At 60.6% G+C, this 15,764-nt stretch carries 14 protein-coding genes; 3 read left to right on the forward strand and 11 right to left on the reverse strand.

Annotated elements, in window-relative coordinates; translation table 11 throughout:
- Window positions 1-18: 18 nt before the first annotated feature.
- The 6 genes from lpxK to FS819_RS02065 all read right to left on the reverse strand — a co-directional run bounded on the left by lpxK (window position 19) and on the right by FS819_RS02065 (window position 5,856).
- Window positions 19-1,071 (reverse strand): tetraacyldisaccharide 4'-kinase, encoded by a 1,053-nt coding sequence (gene lpxK, locus FS819_RS02040; protein WP_156548534.1) that lies wholly within the window; start codon window positions 1,069-1,071, stop codon window positions 19-21.
- A gap of 10 nt (window positions 1,072-1,081) precedes the next feature.
- A complete protein-coding gene (locus tag FS819_RS02045) occupies window positions 1,082-1,804 on the reverse strand; it encodes an HAD family hydrolase (protein WP_234624771.1) in 723 nt (240 codons plus the stop codon).
- Complete coding sequence (gene waaA / locus FS819_RS02050; RefSeq protein ID WP_156548532.1) at window positions 1,801-3,138, reverse strand: lipid IV(A) 3-deoxy-D-manno-octulosonic acid transferase; 1,338 nt, start codon at window positions 3,136-3,138, stop codon at window positions 1,801-1,803. Before waaA ends, FS819_RS02045 begins: the two co-directional genes overlap by 4 nt.
- A 166-nt stretch (window positions 3,139-3,304) precedes the next feature.
- Entirely contained in the window at window positions 3,305-3,541 is a 237-nt protein-coding gene (locus tag FS819_RS02055; RefSeq protein WP_070167566.1) for a DUF4170 domain-containing protein, read from the reverse strand.
- A gap of 113 nt (window positions 3,542-3,654) precedes the next feature.
- Entirely contained in the window at window positions 3,655-4,467 is an 813-nt protein-coding gene (locus tag FS819_RS02060; RefSeq protein WP_156548529.1) for a 3'(2'),5'-bisphosphate nucleotidase CysQ, read from the reverse strand.
- A gap of 42 nt (window positions 4,468-4,509) precedes the next feature.
- Window positions 4,510-5,856 carry a TldD/PmbA family protein gene (locus tag FS819_RS02065; RefSeq protein ID WP_156548527.1) on the reverse strand — a complete coding sequence of 449 codons (1,347 nt, stop codon included), beginning with the start codon at window positions 5,854-5,856 and terminating at the stop codon, window positions 4,510-4,512.
- A gap of 212 nt (window positions 5,857-6,068) precedes the next feature.
- On the opposite strand from FS819_RS02065, the gene FS819_RS02070 reads away from it, so the two are divergent.
- Complete coding sequence (locus FS819_RS02070) at window positions 6,069-7,877, forward strand: monovalent cation:proton antiporter-2 (CPA2) family protein (protein WP_156548525.1); 1,809 nt, start codon at window positions 6,069-6,071, stop codon at window positions 7,875-7,877.
- A gap of 48 nt (window positions 7,878-7,925) precedes the next feature.
- Here the strand turns inward: FS819_RS02070 and FS819_RS02075 are convergent, their stop codons facing one another.
- The 3 genes from FS819_RS02075 to FS819_RS02085 form a co-directional block, all read right to left on the reverse strand.
- Entirely contained in the window at window positions 7,926-8,804 is an 879-nt protein-coding gene (locus tag FS819_RS02075; protein WP_156548523.1) for a patatin-like phospholipase family protein, read from the reverse strand.
- A gap of 169 nt (window positions 8,805-8,973) precedes the next feature.
- On the reverse strand, window positions 8,974-9,534 hold the full coding sequence (gene rsmD / locus FS819_RS02080; RefSeq protein ID WP_156548521.1) for a 16S rRNA (guanine(966)-N(2))-methyltransferase RsmD: 561 nt from the start codon (window positions 9,532-9,534) through the stop codon (window positions 8,974-8,976).
- Between the two features lie 6 nt (window positions 9,535-9,540).
- Entirely contained in the window at window positions 9,541-11,646 is a 2,106-nt protein-coding gene (locus FS819_RS02085) for a pseudouridine synthase (protein WP_156548519.1), read from the reverse strand.
- Between the two features lie 72 nt (window positions 11,647-11,718).
- Between FS819_RS02085 and FS819_RS02090 the strand changes: the two genes are divergently transcribed.
- Window positions 11,719-12,168 (forward strand): nucleoside deaminase, encoded by a 450-nt coding sequence (locus FS819_RS02090; RefSeq protein ID WP_156548517.1) that lies wholly within the window; start codon window positions 11,719-11,721, stop codon window positions 12,166-12,168.
- A 63-nt stretch (window positions 12,169-12,231) separates the two neighbouring features.
- Here the strand turns inward: FS819_RS02090 and FS819_RS02095 are convergent, their stop codons facing one another.
- On the reverse strand, window positions 12,232-13,209 hold the full coding sequence (locus FS819_RS02095; RefSeq protein WP_156548826.1) for an MBL fold metallo-hydrolase: 978 nt from the start codon (window positions 13,207-13,209) through the stop codon (window positions 12,232-12,234).
- Between the two features lie 398 nt (window positions 13,210-13,607).
- Between FS819_RS02095 and FS819_RS02100 the strand changes: the two genes are divergently transcribed.
- Window positions 13,608-15,029, forward strand: a complete 1,422-nt coding sequence (locus tag FS819_RS02100) for a DHA2 family efflux MFS transporter permease subunit (RefSeq protein ID WP_156548515.1) — start codon at window positions 13,608-13,610, stop codon at window positions 15,027-15,029.
- 83 nt (window positions 15,030-15,112) lie between these two features.
- Here the strand turns inward: FS819_RS02100 and FS819_RS02105 are convergent, their stop codons facing one another.
- Complete coding sequence (locus tag FS819_RS02105) at window positions 15,113-15,634, reverse strand: PRC-barrel domain-containing protein (RefSeq protein WP_070151801.1); 522 nt, start codon at window positions 15,632-15,634, stop codon at window positions 15,113-15,115.
- Between the last annotated feature and the right edge of the window lie 130 nt (window positions 15,635-15,764).

Here is a 15,764-nt window from a genome sequence, read left to right on the forward strand (position 1 = left end):
CTGGCAATGCGGCTTGCGCTACCGAGACCTGCGAAATCGATCCCGCGCCTGGTCGATCACCCGTGCTGGCACAGCCGGATCATCGAAGATCATCTCGATCTCAATCACGGTGGATTTAGCCAGAAGTTCTTCTGCTCGGTCTTGTCGCGCGCCACCCCGACTTGCGCGCCCCCGACTTGAACCCCGTAGCCGGGCCTGATCCTTGGCGGTCGTGACCAGCAGAAGATCGTTGGCCTCAGCCTCTTCGATCAGCTCGGCAATTGCCACAGCGGATAAGGCCTGGTGATCGCCAAACCCCCTGGCCACGACGATGTCTCCACCCATTTCACGCAGGGTCCGGTAGAATTTTTCCGGATCGGCAATGCCTGCATAGGCCAGCACCCGCTGCCCCCTAAGGTTTGGGCCGGGCAGGGGTTGAAGCTGCGCGGTCAATACCGGCTTGCCCATGCGTGCGGCCCGCCGCACCAGCGGAATGGCGGCATCGCCCTTGCCGACCACCAGCAGCATGTCCAGCTTTTGAAACTGGATTGCCAGCGGCGCCCGCAATGGCCCGGCGGGAAAGACAAAACCATTGCCGTCGCCTTTGTAACTGTCGGTCACCACCACGGCACAATCGATGCGGATCTGCGCGCTCTGAAATCCGTCATCCATGATGATCAGGTCTATGCCTTGGCGTTCCAGTTCCCTGGCCCCGTCGCGGCGCCGCGATGCCACCACTGTCGGCGCCACCGAGGCCAGGAGCAGCGGTTCGTCGCCGACATCATTGGCGGTGTGCTGGGCTGGATCGACCACCGTCGGGCGGCGGACCGATCCGCCATAGCCACGGCTGAGAAAGCCGGGCTTCAGGCCCATGGCAAGGGCGGCCTTGGCCAGTGCCAGGGCTGTTGGCGTCTTGCCAGCGCCGCCAAGCGTGACATTGCCGATACAGATCACCGGGACAGCGGGAGCATAGGCTGAAGACCCGCGCATGCGCCGGGCGGCAATTCGGGCATAGAGGAAAGACAGCGGCCACAGCGCCAGGGCAGGCAAGCCTGTTTTTCTCCACCAAAAAGAGGGTGCAAGCAGCTTCATCGGCTGCCCCTCAACCCAGAACCTGTTCAAGTTCGGTAATGTCGTTCAGGCAGAAATCGCTGCCGGCTTCCAGCGTCAGGCGTGATCCGGTGCCGGTCAGCACGGCGATGGAAAGCCCGGCTCCGGCGTTGCGGCCCATCAACAGGTCGTGATTATTGTCGCCGACCACCGCTACGTCTGCGGGAGTGAGGCCGGTCGCCTGGCAAAAGCCATGCACCATGCCCGGCTCCGGCTTGCAGCCGAACCCGCTATCGTAACCGGCAATGAAGTCGACATGCGGTGCAAGCCCGAACCGCGCGACAATGGCGCGGATCGAGCGTTCGTTGTCGGAGGAGGCGATGCCAAGCTTCAGGCCGCGTGCCTTGAGCTTGGCAAACAGCGCGCCAAGATCGGTCACCGGCACGGACAGTTCGGCGGCATTGGCGAAAATCGCATCCAGCGCTTCGGTGAGATAATCAGCGTCGAAGGGGGAGCCCGCCTTGGCCAGGCCCTCGGCGATCTCACGCGCATTGCCTGCTGCCAACAGACTGTCGGGAACCACATATCCGCTTTCGGGGTCCATGCCGCAGGCGCCGAGCAATTGATCGGCCAGCGTCTGGTCGCCATCGGCGGCCATCAGCGCCAGTTGCCGGTTCACCGGCGCCCAACTGGCGTCGTAATCCAGCAAGGTGCCGTCCTTGTCGAACAGGATGCCGCGAATTTCAGAGGCCGGTCGGGCAAGATCATCGGTCACAATGCCGCTTCCTGTGATTCGCCCGCTGCCGTCTTCGGTTCGAGGCGCGCCTTGACGGTCAAGGGATTGATATAGGGTTCCATCGCCTTGATGGTCGCCGTCAGTGCGCCGCGCATGTCCTGCACGGCTTCCATGCCGGAATCAGACATTTTGTGACGCGCCAGGTGATTATTCATCAGGAAATGCACGGCTTTCGCCAGGGTTTCGGCATCGCGCACCACGCGTGCGGCACCGTGGCGCACCAGGCGCTGATAGCTTTCGCGGAAATTTTCGACATGCGGGCCGCTCAGGACCGCGCAGCCCAGCACGGCAGGCTCCATCGGGTTGCCGCCGCCGCCTTCCTTCATCATCGAGCGACCGACGAAGGCAATATCGGTCAGCCGCAGATAAAGGCCCATTTCGCCGATCGTATCGCCCAGAAACACATCGGTCTGCGGCGTGATCGGATCGTTGCGGCTGCGGCGGGCAACCGTCAGCCCCTGTTCGATCATCATCGCCTCGATCACATCGGCCCGTTCGGGATGGCGCGGAACAACGATGCTGAGTTGGCCCATATGGGCTTTCAGGGCGCGGTGGACCATGGCGGCGATCTTTTCCTCGCCCTCGGCGGTGGAAATAGCCGCCCAGGTCTTGCGATGGCCAATCTGCCGCTCATAGCTGGCCAATAGGCTGCTGTCACATGGTGGAGCATCGGTGTCCACCTTGATATTGCCGGAGACGCTGACCGGCCAGGCGCCGAGATCGCGGAACCGTTCGGCATCGACATCCGATTGCGCCACGACCATGGCAAGCTTGGAAAATAGCGAGGACGCCACATTGGGATGGCGCTGCCAGCGGGCAAAGGAGCGGTCGGAAATTCGGGCATTGACCAGGATCTGTGGGATCTGCCGGTCATGCAGATCTTGAAGCATGGTCGGCCAAATTTCCGATTCCACGCCGATCATCATGTCCGGCTGCCAATAGTCCAGAAACCGGCGCACGGCGGGCAGGGCATCGATTGGCACATATTGGTGGATGATACCGTCCTGAAGACGGTCACTGGCAATCTGGGCCGAGGTTGTCGTACCCGTGGTCAGCAGAACATTGATCTCGCAGCGACGCAGCTCCCGCATCAGGGCCGTCACCGCCATCATCTCGCCGACGCTGGCGGCATGAACCCAGACCAGCGGCCCGCGCGGCCGGTTGGCGGCGGCGTAGCCGACCCGTTCCAGCCGCCGGGTGCGGTCTTCCTTGCCTTTGGCAGCGCGAATGGACAGGAAAAGTCCTGCACACGGAAAGGCGACGATCCCTGCCCAGCGATAGGCGGTCAGTGCGATGCGTGCCAATGCGCTCATCCTTCTCCAACCCTAAATACGCCAGAGGGTCATGGCTGCGAGGCCGTGATCCGTCGTCAAGCGTGTTTTTATCCGCAAACCCTCATGGTTCAAGGCGGCACCCAATGTCAGTCAAGTCTATGCTTCATCCGAAGCGCCATGGAAGATGACGCTTCGAGCCTCAATCTCATTGTTCGCCAGGGGTCAGCAGGCGATGCATATGCACAATGAAATACCGCATATGGGCATTGTCGACTGTCTGCTGCGCTTTGCTTTTCCATGCGGAAAGTGCGGTTGCATAATCAGGGAAGATCCCGACGATGTCCAACTCTTCAAGGTTACGGAATTGAACCTCGGCCAGATTGCTCAACTCACCACCGAACACCAGATGTAGAAGCTGTTTCTTATCGCTTGTCTCGGTCATCTCATCTTTTCCATCATCATTGTCCCGCAGATGTCATCTGCTTGATTTTTACAGCAAGGTCAACCGCCGCCGCCCGACCTGCCATGCCGACACTGGGTTGTTCATCCTGCATTTTATCGGCCCTTGTCCGGTGTAGTCTCCGGCCCAGCCGAAAAGGCGGCCAGCAGTTCCGGCAGGACGGCGTTCGAGCCAGCCAGAAGGTGGCCATGGCGCACCTGCGGCCGGTTGTAGAGCAGCGGCTTGCCGTGGATGTCGGTCAGCGCCCCGCCGGCCCGTTCAAGAACCAGATCGGCCGCAGCCAGGTCCCAGTCATGGGAGTTTTTCATCACCAGTGTCGCATCGATCCGCCCGTCCGCCACCAGCGCCAGCCGATAGGCGAGCGAAGGAATATGGGCGACCCGTTCCAGCCGCTCACGCACGCCGTCCCGAAAGGCCTTGAGCAATTCGGCAGGCGTCGCCACCCGCAGACTTTGGTGGGGCAGGCGGTCAGCGACCGTGATCGCTTTGCCATTCAAACTTGCCTCGCCCTCGGCGGTCGCCAGAAAGGTTTCGCCAAGCGCAGGGGCGACCAGGGCGGCGGCCACTGGTCGGCCACGATGCACGACCGCGACGGACACACACCAGGTCTTTTGACCGGCCAGGAAGGCGCGGGTACCATCGATCGGGTCGATGACGAAGACACTGTCGCGGCTCAGCCGGCTTTCGTCGTCGTCATTTTCCTCCGAAAGCCAGCCATAGGAGGGGCGTGCGCCGCGCAGGAGTTTTTCCAGCAGGCTGTTGGCGGCATAGTCTGCTGCGCTGACCGGTGATTGGCCCTCGTTTTTCCACCAGACATCAGGATCGGCCCCGAAATAGGTCAGCGCCACCTCGCCAGCCTGTCTAGCTGCCTCGGCAATGAGGTCGAGATCGGCTTGAAGATCTGGCATTTGTCTTGTGCTGCTCACCCTTTACGGTCCTTGTCGATGTGGTTATTTCCCTGCAATCGTCAGGCCTTCGATGGCAAGGGTCGGAGCCGCGACGCCGAATTTGCGGTCGATGTCATTGGCTGGCGTCATCGCCATGAACATGTGCTTCAGGTTGGAAGCAATCGTCACTTCCGATACCGGATAGGTCAGTTCGCCATTCTCGATCCAGAAACCGGAGGCTCCTCGGCTGTAATCGCCGGTGATCATGTCAACCCCATGGCCGATCATGTCGGTAATGTAAAATCCACTGGAAATACCTGATATCAGCGCCTCCGGCGTGATGTCGCCCGGCTCCAGCGCCAGATTGGAGGAGGAGGGCGAGACGGACGTGCCGCCGCGCGCGCCGCGTCCATTGGTTTTCAAGCCCAGTTCCCGCGCCGCCGAGGTCGATAGGAACCAATGGCGCAAAACGCCGTCCTCGATCATCGTCATGGGCTTGCCCATCACCCCTTCGCCATCGAAGGGACGCGAGGACGAGCCACGCACCCGGGTCGGATCGTCGGTGATATCAAGACCGGATTTCAGAACCTGCTGGCCCATCCGGTCGCGCAGGAAAGAGGTCTTGCGGGCCACCGCAGCGCCATTGATGGCGCCGGCGATATGGCCGACAAAGCCGCGTGCGACGCGCGGATCGAGCACAACCGTCAGGTTTTTGGCGGTGTCGGCCTTGCGCGGATTGATCCGGCGCACCGTGCGCTCGCCTGCGCGCCTGCCAATCTCTTCAGGACTGTCCAGCTCGGCGAAATAGAGGCGGCTGTCATAATCGTGGTCACGCTCCATCGACGTGCCTTCGCCAGCGATCACCCCGGTCGAGCGGGAAAAGCGCGACGCCTGGTAGTGGCCGGAAAAACCGTGCGAGGTGACGAGGACCAAGCCGCCCATGCCTGCCGATGCACTGGCTCCCAGCGAATTGCTGACGCCTTTGACGGCAAGAGCTGCCTCTTCCATGGCAAGGGCCGCGTCGCGCAGCGCATCACTCGACACTTCGGTTGGGTCGTAAAGTTGCAGATCCGGATAGGTCCTTGCCAGATCCTCTTCATCGGCAAGGCCGGTAAAGGGGTCTTCAGGCGAAACCCTCGCCATGGCAACGGCCCGTTCGGCCAGCGCCGTCAGGTCGAAGCCTGGATTGGCCGAGACGGAGGCGACGCGGTTGCCGATAAACACCCGTAGCGAAAAATCGTCGCTTTCCGAGGATTCGGTCTGCTCGACCTTGCCGAGGCGCACGCTGACCGAATGGGCGCGGGAGCGCACCACGACGGCGTCAGCCCGCTCGGCTCCGGCCTTGCGGGCCAGATCGACCAGTTGATGGGCGCGCGACAAAAGATGTTCGGGGGAATTTTCAGATGACATGGCTTGGCCTTTCTCGTCACCACCATTTACTGCATAATTCCGTAAACCGGAATCGGTTTGAGGAGAAAATTATGCAGCAGGGATAAAGTGCTATAGCGACCTGATTGCACTCGATAGGGTGCGATGAGGTCGCTATAGTTTGCATTCCCTTCCGCATCAAGGGCAGATCAGTCGAACCCTGCTCTGGAAGGCTTGCACCGGAAAGGCTGAGCATGAGCACTGCACCCACCCTGTTGTTTACCGAGGCTCTCGTGCTGTTGGGCGGCGCCGTGGTCGCCGCGCCGATTTTCCGCAAGCTTGGCCTCGGTACGGTGCTGGGCTATCTGGCGGCAGGCGCCGTTATCGGTCCTGTCGCCCATGTCATCACCGGGGCGGAGGAAATCCTCTCGGTTGCCGAGCTGGGCATCGTCTTCCTGCTGTTCGTCATCGGGCTGGAGTTGAAACCCTCGACCCTGTGGAAAATGCGGGCCGATATTTTCGGTCTGGGCACCGCCCAGGTGGTGTTGGGTGGCGCATTGTTGACAGGGGTGGCGCTAGCGTTTGACCTTCTTGACTGGCGCGGCGCGGTGATTGCCGGTTTTGGCCTGTCGCTGTCCTCTACGGCTTTTGCCTTGCAGATCCTCAATGATCGCAGTGACCTCAATAGCCAATACGGCCAGCGTACCTTTTCCGTCCTGCTGTTTCAGGACCTGGCGATCGTGCCGCTGCTGGCGTTGATTTCCATTCTCGGCGCTCAGGCCGCGCCTGCGCCTGGCTCGCTGTGGATCGACATCGGTGTGGCCGTTATTGCCACCGTTGCGATGATTCTGGCCGGACGCTACTTGCTCAATCCGCTGTTTCAGGTCATGGCCCGCACCGGCGCTCGTGAGGTGATGATTGCTGCGGCTCTGTTCATCGTACTCGGATCAGCCATGCTGATGCAGGCGGTTGGCCTTTCCATGGCCATGGGGGCCTTTCTGGCCGGTGTCATGCTGGCCGAATCCTCCTATCGCCATGAATTGGAAGCCGATATCGAGCCATTTCGCGGCATTCTCCAGGCGCTGTTTTTCATGGCGGTGGGTCTGTCCGTCCAGTTCAACGTGATTTTCGCCAATCTCTGGCTGCTGGCTGTCGCCGTGCCGGTGGTGATGCTGATCAAGGCGATGAGTATTTATGCTTTGTGTCGGTTGGCGGGATCGCGCCATGATGATGCCATTCGCATTGCCGCCATCCTGCCGCAGGGCGGTGAATTCGGTTTCGTGCTGTTTACCACCGCCGTCTCGGCGGGTGTGTTTTCCAGCGCCACGTCGTCGCTGCTGATTTCCATCGTCACGCTCACCATGGCGCTGACGCCGGTGGTCGCGGCGCTCTCCTCCCGGCTCCTGTCACGCGATCAGCATGAGGAGCTGGATGAGGATTTTGACGGCGCCGGTTCGGATGTGTTGATGATCGGCTTTTCGCGTTTTGGCCAGATCGCCGCCCAGGTGCTGCTGGCCAGTGGCCGGGACGTGACAATTATTGACGATTCCGCCGACCGTATTCGCCAGGCTGCCTCCTTCGGGTTCCGTATTTATTTCGGCGATGGCACGCGGCTGGACATGTTGCGGGCCGCTGGCATCGAAAAGGCCAAGGTGGTGGCGGTCTGCACCCAGAAGCGTGAAGTCACCGACCGGATCGTAGACCTGGTCGCCTCTGAATTTCCCCAGGCGCGGTTGTTCGTGCGCTCCTATGATCGTGTTCACAGCCTGTCGCTTCGGGCCCGCAATGTCGAATATGAACTGCGCGAAACGGTGGAATCAGGCTTGAAATTTGGCCGCAAGACCATCGAGGCGCTGGGTGTCGATGAGGACATGGCCGAAGCCATCGAGGCCGATATTCGCCGCCGGGACGATGAGCGCCTGCGCATTCAGGCAGTAGAGGGCATCAAGGGCGGCGCCCATATGCTGTATAACCGGCCTGTCCAGCCGGAACCGCTGATCAAACCCAAGCGGGGACATGAGACGGAGAAAGATCAGGAAAAAGACAGGGATGCTGTTGCTTAGAGTTTGCCGTAGGAAAAGTGGAACCATGTTTTCCCGAAAAGACAAACTCTAGCGCTGAGCGAGAAGCGCAAATTGCGCCTCCAGTGCCCGCTTGACCTCGTCTTTGACAGGGGCGGATACCTCGAAGATCTGCTTGGCCTTCATGAAGTCCATCACGCCGAACCCATTGACCGGCGGGCGCAGGAAAATTGCCGGTGGGCCAAGCTTGAGTTTCAGGGCCAGATGCGATTGCATCATCAGTTGCGAGGCGCCGAACAGGCTGTCGATTCGGTTCGGGACTTCGTCCACTCCGACCGGTCCGCCGACGATATCGATGCCGATGACGATATCGGCAAGGCCCATCAGATGTTCATAAGGCACAGGATTGAAGATGCCGCCATCGATCATCAGCCGCCCGTTCAGCATGACAGGCATGAACAGGGCGGGAATGGCAGCGGAAGCCGCCAGCGCCTGATAGAGATCGCCGTCTTCGCTGACCTGTTCGCAATGGCCGTAATAATCGGTGGAGATCACCTTCAGCGGAATGCCAAGGCCGGAAAAATCATCGGGAATGCGTGATGGCAAGAAGGCGCGCAGAATACGCTCCAGATTGAACTGTCCGAGCCGGAACCCGCCAATGGCATGGCGCATGGTCGGCGGGCGCAGGCCCCAGATCCGCTTGAACACTTCATTGCGCTTGCCGACGGTTTCCAGCGCATGGTCGCGCATTTCGGCTGCCGACATGCCCGCAGCCTTGCCGGCCCCGATAATGGCACCGATGGAGGAACCGGCAATCGCCACAGGCTCGATCCCCATTTCCTCAAGCGCTTCCAGCACATGAATATGGGCAAGGCCCCGCGCGCCGCCAGCCCCCAGCGCCACGGCAACCGTGGGCGTGCTGGGTCCTACCTCAACGAGGGATTTATGGGATTGGACATCCTGCGGCATGATTTCAAACGGACCTTTTGGAGCATGTCCAACAAAAGTGCCGATTGGCTTTCCGTCAGATATGCAAGAAAAATGCGAGAAAGCAGCCCGAAGTGTCCTGTAAAATCGGAGACTGCTTTTCTCTGACAAACTCTACATCGCAGCGGATTTAAGAAATCGCGCTGCCGTTTCAACCCGGTCGATAGGCAAAGAATGAAATTCTTGTATCGCCGAAGATCCGCTCTTCCAGCAGAGCGAAGGCTTCGGGCGCCTGGACCAGGACATCGGCGCGCTCTTCCAGTAGAGCCAAAGCTCCAGGCACCAGCCAACCGCCCTGGTGGGCAGCGGCAAAGGCCTTTTCGCCCAGGCCCTTGCCATAGGGCGGATCGGCAAACAGCAGATGGAAGGGTTCCATCGTGCTGACCGAACCGAGGTCGGTCGCGTCGCGTCGCAAGATCTTGGCGCGGCCATGCAGGCCAAGATTGTCGATATTTTCCCACAGCAGGCCACGGCCTTCGACACTATTTTCGACAAACAGGGCCGAACGGCAACCGCGCGACAAGGCTTCCAGCCCGATAGCGCCGGTGCCGGCAAACAGGTCGAGAACCCGCGTGCCATCAAGACATTCGGGATGGGCGTGCATCAGGATGTTGAACAGGCTTTCGCGTGTCCGGTCGATGGTCGGCCGGATGGCGTCGGTCTTGGGCGCGGCAAGGCTACGCCCCCGAAATTCTCCACCAACGATCCGCATGTCGGCTTACCTCTTGCCTTTGGGGCCAGAGGAAGGGCCACGCGATGGGCCACGCCCTGCATCTGATCTGGTAGAACCGGGTCTGGCAGAACCGGGCTTACCCCCCGGCTTGCCGCCAAAGCCAGGTTTTCCACCGGAAGACGGCTTGCCACCGAATGAGGATTTGCCCGCCGGTTTTCCACCGAAGGATGGCTTACCGCCAAAGGACGGCTTGTCGCCGGAAGCGGACCGGGATTTTGGCCGTCCGTCATAAGGCCGGTCGCCCGTTGGCCGGTCGCCCGTTGGCCGTTCGGCTCTTTCACCAGCGGGTCGACCGGAATAGGGGCGATCACCACGGGCCGGAGCCTCGCTGCGAGCAGGTCTTTCACTCCGGTCCGAGCGATCCCCACGTGCGGGCCACTGGCCCCGCGAAGGCCGGTCGCTTGGCGCTGCACGCTCGCCACGCGCTGGTCGATCACCATATGCAGGCTTGTCACCATATGCGGGACGGGCACCACGATCTGCGCCATCCCGCTTGCCGCCAAAGCCTTCGCCAGCGCGTCCGCCACGTCCGGCTGGTTTGCTGTCTGGGCCTTCGGCGCGAATCCATTCGCCCTCGGCATCACGGGCACGGCTGACCTTGACGCGCAAATCTTTATCGTCGCTGCCGGCATAATGCCCACGATCTGGGTCGTGGCGCGAAAGGCTCTTGGTTGGCGCGCCATCCATGGTGCGGCCGTAACGCTTGGTTTGCGGTGCGCCGTCCGGGCGCGACCGCGGCCCGCCTTTGCGAGCGTCGTCACTTGCCGCCTTCTTTTCAGACACCGGACGTGCGCCTGGCGCCATCCAGACATTGGCGGTGCGGCTCTGGCCAAGCGGCATGCGCTTTGGTTTGCCATCGCGGCTGGCATCGTCGCCGTCACGACCGGCAGCAGGTTTTCCCTTGAAGCCAGGCTTGCTGCCAAATCCGGGTTTGCTGCCAAAGGCAGGCTTTGCACCATCGCGGCGGGTGTCGAGCCGGCTGAGAGCCTTTTCGCGGGCGTCCTCACGATTGTCGAAGCCGCGCGGCTTGGGTGCCCGTGTTTCCTTCTTCCAATTGCCTTCCTCGGCTTTCGCCTTGGCTTTTGGCGCAGGCGCATCGTCTTCCTCGGCAGGTGCGTTGGAATAGAGCGGCGCGTCGAAATTGGCCTTGGATTCCTCGATCAGGCGCGGACCGAGCTGGTCGCGCAACATGCGGCCCCGCACTTCCTGCACCTGGGATTCCGGCAGGTCGCCCAACTGGAACGGACCGTAGGAAATGCGAATCAGCCGGTTGACCTCAAGGCCAAGCGCGCCAAGCACATTCTTGATTTCCCGGTTCTTGCCTTCGCGCAAGCCCATGGTGATCCAGACGTTATGGCCCTGGCTGCGGTCCAGAACCGCGTCGATGGCACCGTAGAGCACGCCGTCAACGGCGATGCCGTCCTTCAGCGTGTCCAGCTTGGCCTGGTCGATTTCGCCATAGGCGCGCACGCGGTAGCGGCGCAGCCAGCCGGTGGTCGGCAGTTCCAGAACCCGCGCCAAGCCGCCATCATTGGTCAACAGCAGCAGGCCCTCGGTGTTGATGTCGAGCCGTCCGATAGACATCACCCGCGGCAATTCCTCCGGCAGGTTGTCGAAGACGGTCGGGCGGCCTTCCGGGTCGGAATTGGTGGTCACCAGGCCGGATGGCTTATGATAGAGCCAGAGCCGGGTGCGCTCGATGCCGCGAATGGGCTCGCCATCCACTTCGATCCGGTCGGCCAGCGTGGCGTTCAGCACCGGGCTGTCCAGCACCTTGCCATTGACGGCCACACGGCCTTCCATAATCATGCGTTCCACGTCACGGCGCGAAGCGATACCGGCGCGGGCCAGCAGCTTGGAAATCCGCTCCGGCTTCAGCGTGTCCTCGCTGCCAGTCTTGGCAGCAGGTGTTGCGCTTTTGCGCGGTGCCGCATCCGATTTGGCACGCGGTGCCGCATCGGCCTTTGCGCCAAAGCTTTTCTGGGCACCAAAGCTTTTCGGGCCGGATTTGCCGGGTTTGTCGGCAGATGTCTTGAAGGGGCGGCCTGCGGGTTTGCTGCCCGGCCGCTTGAACTTTTCTTTATCGGTCATTTTTTGCTTGCCTGTCGTTTGCTGTGTCCTATCAGTTCGCGAAGGCTTGGTTAAGTGGAAAGTTCATGCATCATGACGCCGACAATCCGTTTCATGGATGTTGCCCTGGAAGAGGCCCGGCTGGCTGGCGCGCGCGGCGAAGTGCCAATTGGCGCCGTGCTGGTCAAGGACGGCGTCATTCTGGCCCGGGCTGGTAATGAAACCCGTGCCTTGCAGGATGTCACGGCCCATGCGGAAATCCTGGCGATCCGCCGCGCCTGCGCCATTCTGGAGGACGAGCGGCTGGCAGGTGCCGATCTCTATGTGACGCTGGAACCCTGTACGATGTGCGCGGCGGCAATATCCTTCGCCCGCATCCGCCGCCTTTATTATGGGGCAGCCGATGAAAAGGGCGGGGGCGTCGATCATGGTGCGCGTTTTTACAGCCAGCCCACCTGCCATCATGCGCCGGATGTCTATGCCGGGATCGGCGAGACTGAGGCCGCCGCTCTGCTGAAGGATTTTTTCACCGCGAAACGGTGACGGAGGATCGCCGCGCCCCCAATTGACGGCGCGGCGGGCGGGCGGGCGGCGCGGCGCAAGCGATCAGAGATCGAACTGATAGCTCTTCGGCACGAATCGGTAGCCGGTATCGAGCGTTTCGACATAGCCGACCGAGGGAAAGGGCATGTGATAGCCGAGGAAGGCAACCTTGTCGGTTGCTGCCATGTCGAACACCCGTTTACGAGTGGCGGCGGCCTGAGCCTTGTCCATGTCGAATTTCACTTCCCAATCGGGACGTTGCAGCGACAGCACGAAATGGTTGGCGGTGTCGGCGGTCAACAGCAGGCGCTTGCCCTTGGATTCGACATGGAAAATCATATGGCCTGGCGAATGGCCAAAAGCGGCCTCGCCGCGAATGCCGGAGACCACATCGCCGCCTTGATCGCCAAGGAAGGTGATTTTCTCGGCCAGCGGCTTCACATTGGCCAGAACTGCTTTCTGTCCGCCTTCGGCTGGCGTGCCTGCACGGGCGGCATTGGTCCAGAAGTCATATTCGCGCTGCCCGGCGATATAACGCGCCTTGGTGAAGGCCGGTTTGCCCTTTTCCATCAGCCCGCCAATGTGGTCGCCATGCATATGGGTGAGAACGACGATGGTCACATCATCAGGCGAATAGCCTGCCGCCATCATGCCTTCGCTCAGCCGTCCCATGCCGTTGACACGGCCCTGTTCGCCCATTCCGGTATCGAACAGGATCACATCAGAGCCGGTATTGATCAGCACCGGCGAAAAACCGTTGACGAATTTGTCGGTCGGCAGGAAATTCTTTTCCAGCAGCGCCGAAACCGTTTCCGGGCTCTGGTTGATGCCAAAGGTCTCGCCCGGCTTTTCAGAAACCCGCGTGCCGTCCTTGATGACCACGACTTCAAACTCGCCGAACTGGAACCTGTGGGTCTCCGGGGGCATAGCATGATTGATATCCATCGATGTCTCCGCTTGCGCAAAGGCTGCCCGCGTTATCAGCGCCGGGGCCGACAAGGCGCTCAAAGCAGCCCCTGCGATTATTGTTCGCCTGTTCATTGAAACCATTACAACCTCCTCGTCCCCATTTTCATCGCTTACAGCTTCCACAGGTAGCGGCGGGTCTGTGCCGTTTCAATGGCGCGGAGGATGTTTTCTCCGGCGCTCCAGATTTTCGAGGAAAAATTATCCAGTAAACAGAATGAATTGCGTTGAAGTTGATGGCCTGTAGCTGATGATCGGCAATGCGTAACGTGTACGTGATCGCCAAGCTTATCGGGACGATAACGATTGTCAGATATGGGATTAGGGGAATAGAAGGACGCGCCGGGTGAGGTTTTTCGTCGGGCCTTGATATGTACGCCTGGTGGTCTGTTTGTGACATTTGATCTTCGATGATGCCGCAAGGGGATATCAAATTCATTTCCAATGGCTGCCATCTTTAAAGAGTGCTCATCATGAATCGCATCGTTCCGCTCATCCTGGCCGTGGCCCTGTTCATGGAAAACATGGACTCCACGGTGATCGCGACGGCATTGCCCGCCATTGCCAACGATCTCGGCGTCGGGCCGATCACGCTGAAACTGGCACTGACATCTTATATGGTGGCGCTCGCCATTTTCATTCCGGTCAGCGGCTGGATGGCGGATAAATTCGGGGCCAAGCAGATCTTCCGGGCGGCGATGGGGGTTTTCATCGTCGGCTCCCTCTGCTGCGCCATGTCCAGTTCGCTGGTGGAATTCGTCGCCGCCCGGTTTTTGCAGGGCATGGGCGGGGCGATGATGACGCCGGTCGGCCGTCTGGTTCTGCTGCGCACCACCAAGCGCGAGGATCTGGTCTCGGCCATGGCGCTGCTGACCATGCCGGCCCTTGTCGGCCCATTGGCCGGTCCGCCGGTTGGCGGCTTCATCACCACCTATTTCACCTGGCACTGGATTTTCCTGATCAACGTGCCAATCAGCGTGCTGGGTGTCGTCTTGGCGACAATTTTCCTGCCGGAAATCGAGCGGGTTGAAACAGCGCCGATCGACTGGACCGGATTTGCCCTGACATCGCTGTCTGCTGCCGGTGTTGTCTTCGGCCTGTCGGTCATGAGCCTGCCGGCCCTGCCGCCGATTGTCGGTATTGCCGCAACTGGTATCGGCCTGTGTTGCGGGGTTCTTTATATCGTGCATGCCAGGCGTCATCCAGCTCCGCTTCTGGATCTCACCCTGTTTCGCAAACCGGCCTTTCGCGCCGCCCAGATCGGTGGGACGCTGTTTCGGATTTCGGCGGGGGCCATCCCCTTCCTGATGCCGCTGATGCTGCAACTCGGCTTTGGCATGACACCGTTCGAATCCGGACTGACGACCTTTGTCGGCGCCATCGGGGCGATCAGCACGAAATTCCTGGCGCGCCGGGTGTTTGCCGCGGCCGGTTTTCGCAGCGTGTTGATCGTGGCTGGCGTCTGCGGCGCCGCGACCACCTTTCTCAACGCATTTTTCACGCCGCAAACCCCGCATGCGCTGCTGATGTTTTTCCTGCTGTTGGCCGGGTTCTGCCGCTCGTTTTTCTTTACCGGAACCAATGCGCTGGGCTATGCCAATATCGACAACACCGAGGCCAGTCAGGCAACCTCAATCGCCTCGGTGTTGCAACAGGTCAGCCTTGCGCTCGGCGTTGCCTGCGCAGCCTTCGTCCTGGAAATCAGCACCATGATAACCGGCGGTCATCTGGATCTTGCCGATTTTCATGTGGCCTTTGCCGTCGTGGCGTTTTTATCGCTGGCCGCCGTCATTCCCTATATCTTCATGGACAAGAACGCCGGTGCCGACGTGTCCGGCCACCGACAACCTTTGGCAGGTGGGCCCGCCGCTGCGGAAAACCTTCCCGCCAAATAAAGTGAAGGCAATAAAAAAGGCGGGAGCCTTGCGGTCCCGCCTTCTATCGATTGACGCTGGCCTATAAGGCCGCGGTCAGATGCTTACTTGGTAACAGTTGCCGGCGTGGAAGCAGTGGTGCCTGCATCGGCCTTCTGCTCTTCCAGTGTCTTGAATTCCGGAGCGGCCTTCAAGGTTTCAGCGGTTTCTGTCGTCGTCAGACGCAGCTTGTCTGCATTCTGCGCATCACGGGTGACAGTGATCTTGCTGACGGGAACGGCAACATTCTTTTCGCCGATGCCGACAAAGCCACCAACGCCGATCACAGCTGCGACGAGGCCGCCATTCTGCTGCATGATCAGATCCTTGATCTCACCGATGCTCTTGTCACCGGCATAGACGTTCTGGCCGATGTAGTTGGACGCGGCCAACTGGTCGCTGCCCTGCTGGGTCAGATAGGTGTCCATGGCTGCCGAAGTGCCAGGCATGGCAGGGGCGGTGCTTGGAGCGGTTGTTGTGGTGCCGGGCGTTGCTGGTGTCGTTGCACTCTGCGCAAAGGCCATTGGCGCGACAACAGTGGAACCCATGAGTACGGTTGCTGCTACAAAATTAAGGGTCTTGTTCATCTTAAACCTGCCTTTCGGTCTTTGTTTCGTGTCGGACTGAGTGAGAGCAAGTCGCTTATGAAAGGTGTGTTTCCATAAGCGTGAGTGACTGGCTCTCTGCTCGGCTCGGTAGTGAAATGCCCGAAAGAGG

It is taken from the genome of Allorhizobium sp. Av2, assembly GCF_021462805.2.
Lineage (GTDB): Bacteria > Pseudomonadota > Alphaproteobacteria > Rhizobiales > Rhizobiaceae > Allorhizobium > Allorhizobium vitis_G.

Bases quoted from the DNA above. Each gene is read 5' to 3' on its own strand.
- lpxK (WP_156548534.1), bottom strand. From the start codon at position 1,071: ATGAAGCTGCTTGCACCCTCTTTTTGGTGGAGAAAAACAGGCTTGCCT.
- waaA (WP_156548532.1), bottom strand. From the start codon at position 3,138: ATGAGCGCATTGGCACGCATCGCACTGACCGCCTATCGCTGGGCAGGG.
- FS819_RS02055 (WP_070167566.1), bottom strand. From the start codon at position 3,541: ATGACCGAGACAAGCGATAAGAAACAGCTTCTACATCTGGTGTTCGGT.
- FS819_RS02060 (WP_156548529.1), bottom strand. From the start codon at position 4,467: ATGCCAGATCTTCAAGCCGATCTCGACCTCATTGCCGAGGCAGCTAGA.
- FS819_RS02065 (WP_156548527.1), bottom strand. From the start codon at position 5,856: ATGTCATCTGAAAATTCCCCCGAACATCTTTTGTCGCGCGCCCATCAA.
- FS819_RS02070 (WP_156548525.1), top strand. From the start codon at position 6,069: ATGAGCACTGCACCCACCCTGTTGTTTACCGAGGCTCTCGTGCTGTTG.
- FS819_RS02075 (WP_156548523.1), bottom strand. From the start codon at position 8,804: ATGCCGCAGGATGTCCAATCCCATAAATCCCTCGTTGAGGTAGGACCC.
- rsmD (WP_156548521.1), bottom strand. From the start codon at position 9,534: ATGCGGATCGTTGGTGGAGAATTTCGGGGGCGTAGCCTTGCCGCGCCC.
- FS819_RS02085 (WP_156548519.1), bottom strand. From the start codon at position 11,646: ATGACCGATAAAGAAAAGTTCAAGCGGCCGGGCAGCAAACCCGCAGGC.
- FS819_RS02090 (WP_156548517.1), top strand. From the start codon at position 11,719: ATGACGCCGACAATCCGTTTCATGGATGTTGCCCTGGAAGAGGCCCGG.
- FS819_RS02095 (WP_156548826.1), bottom strand. From the start codon at position 13,209: ATGAACAGGCGAACAATAATCGCAGGGGCTGCTTTGAGCGCCTTGTCG.
- FS819_RS02100 (WP_156548515.1), top strand. From the start codon at position 13,608: ATGAATCGCATCGTTCCGCTCATCCTGGCCGTGGCCCTGTTCATGGAA.
- FS819_RS02105 (WP_070151801.1), bottom strand. From the start codon at position 15,634: ATGAACAAGACCCTTAATTTTGTAGCAGCAACCGTACTCATGGGTTCC.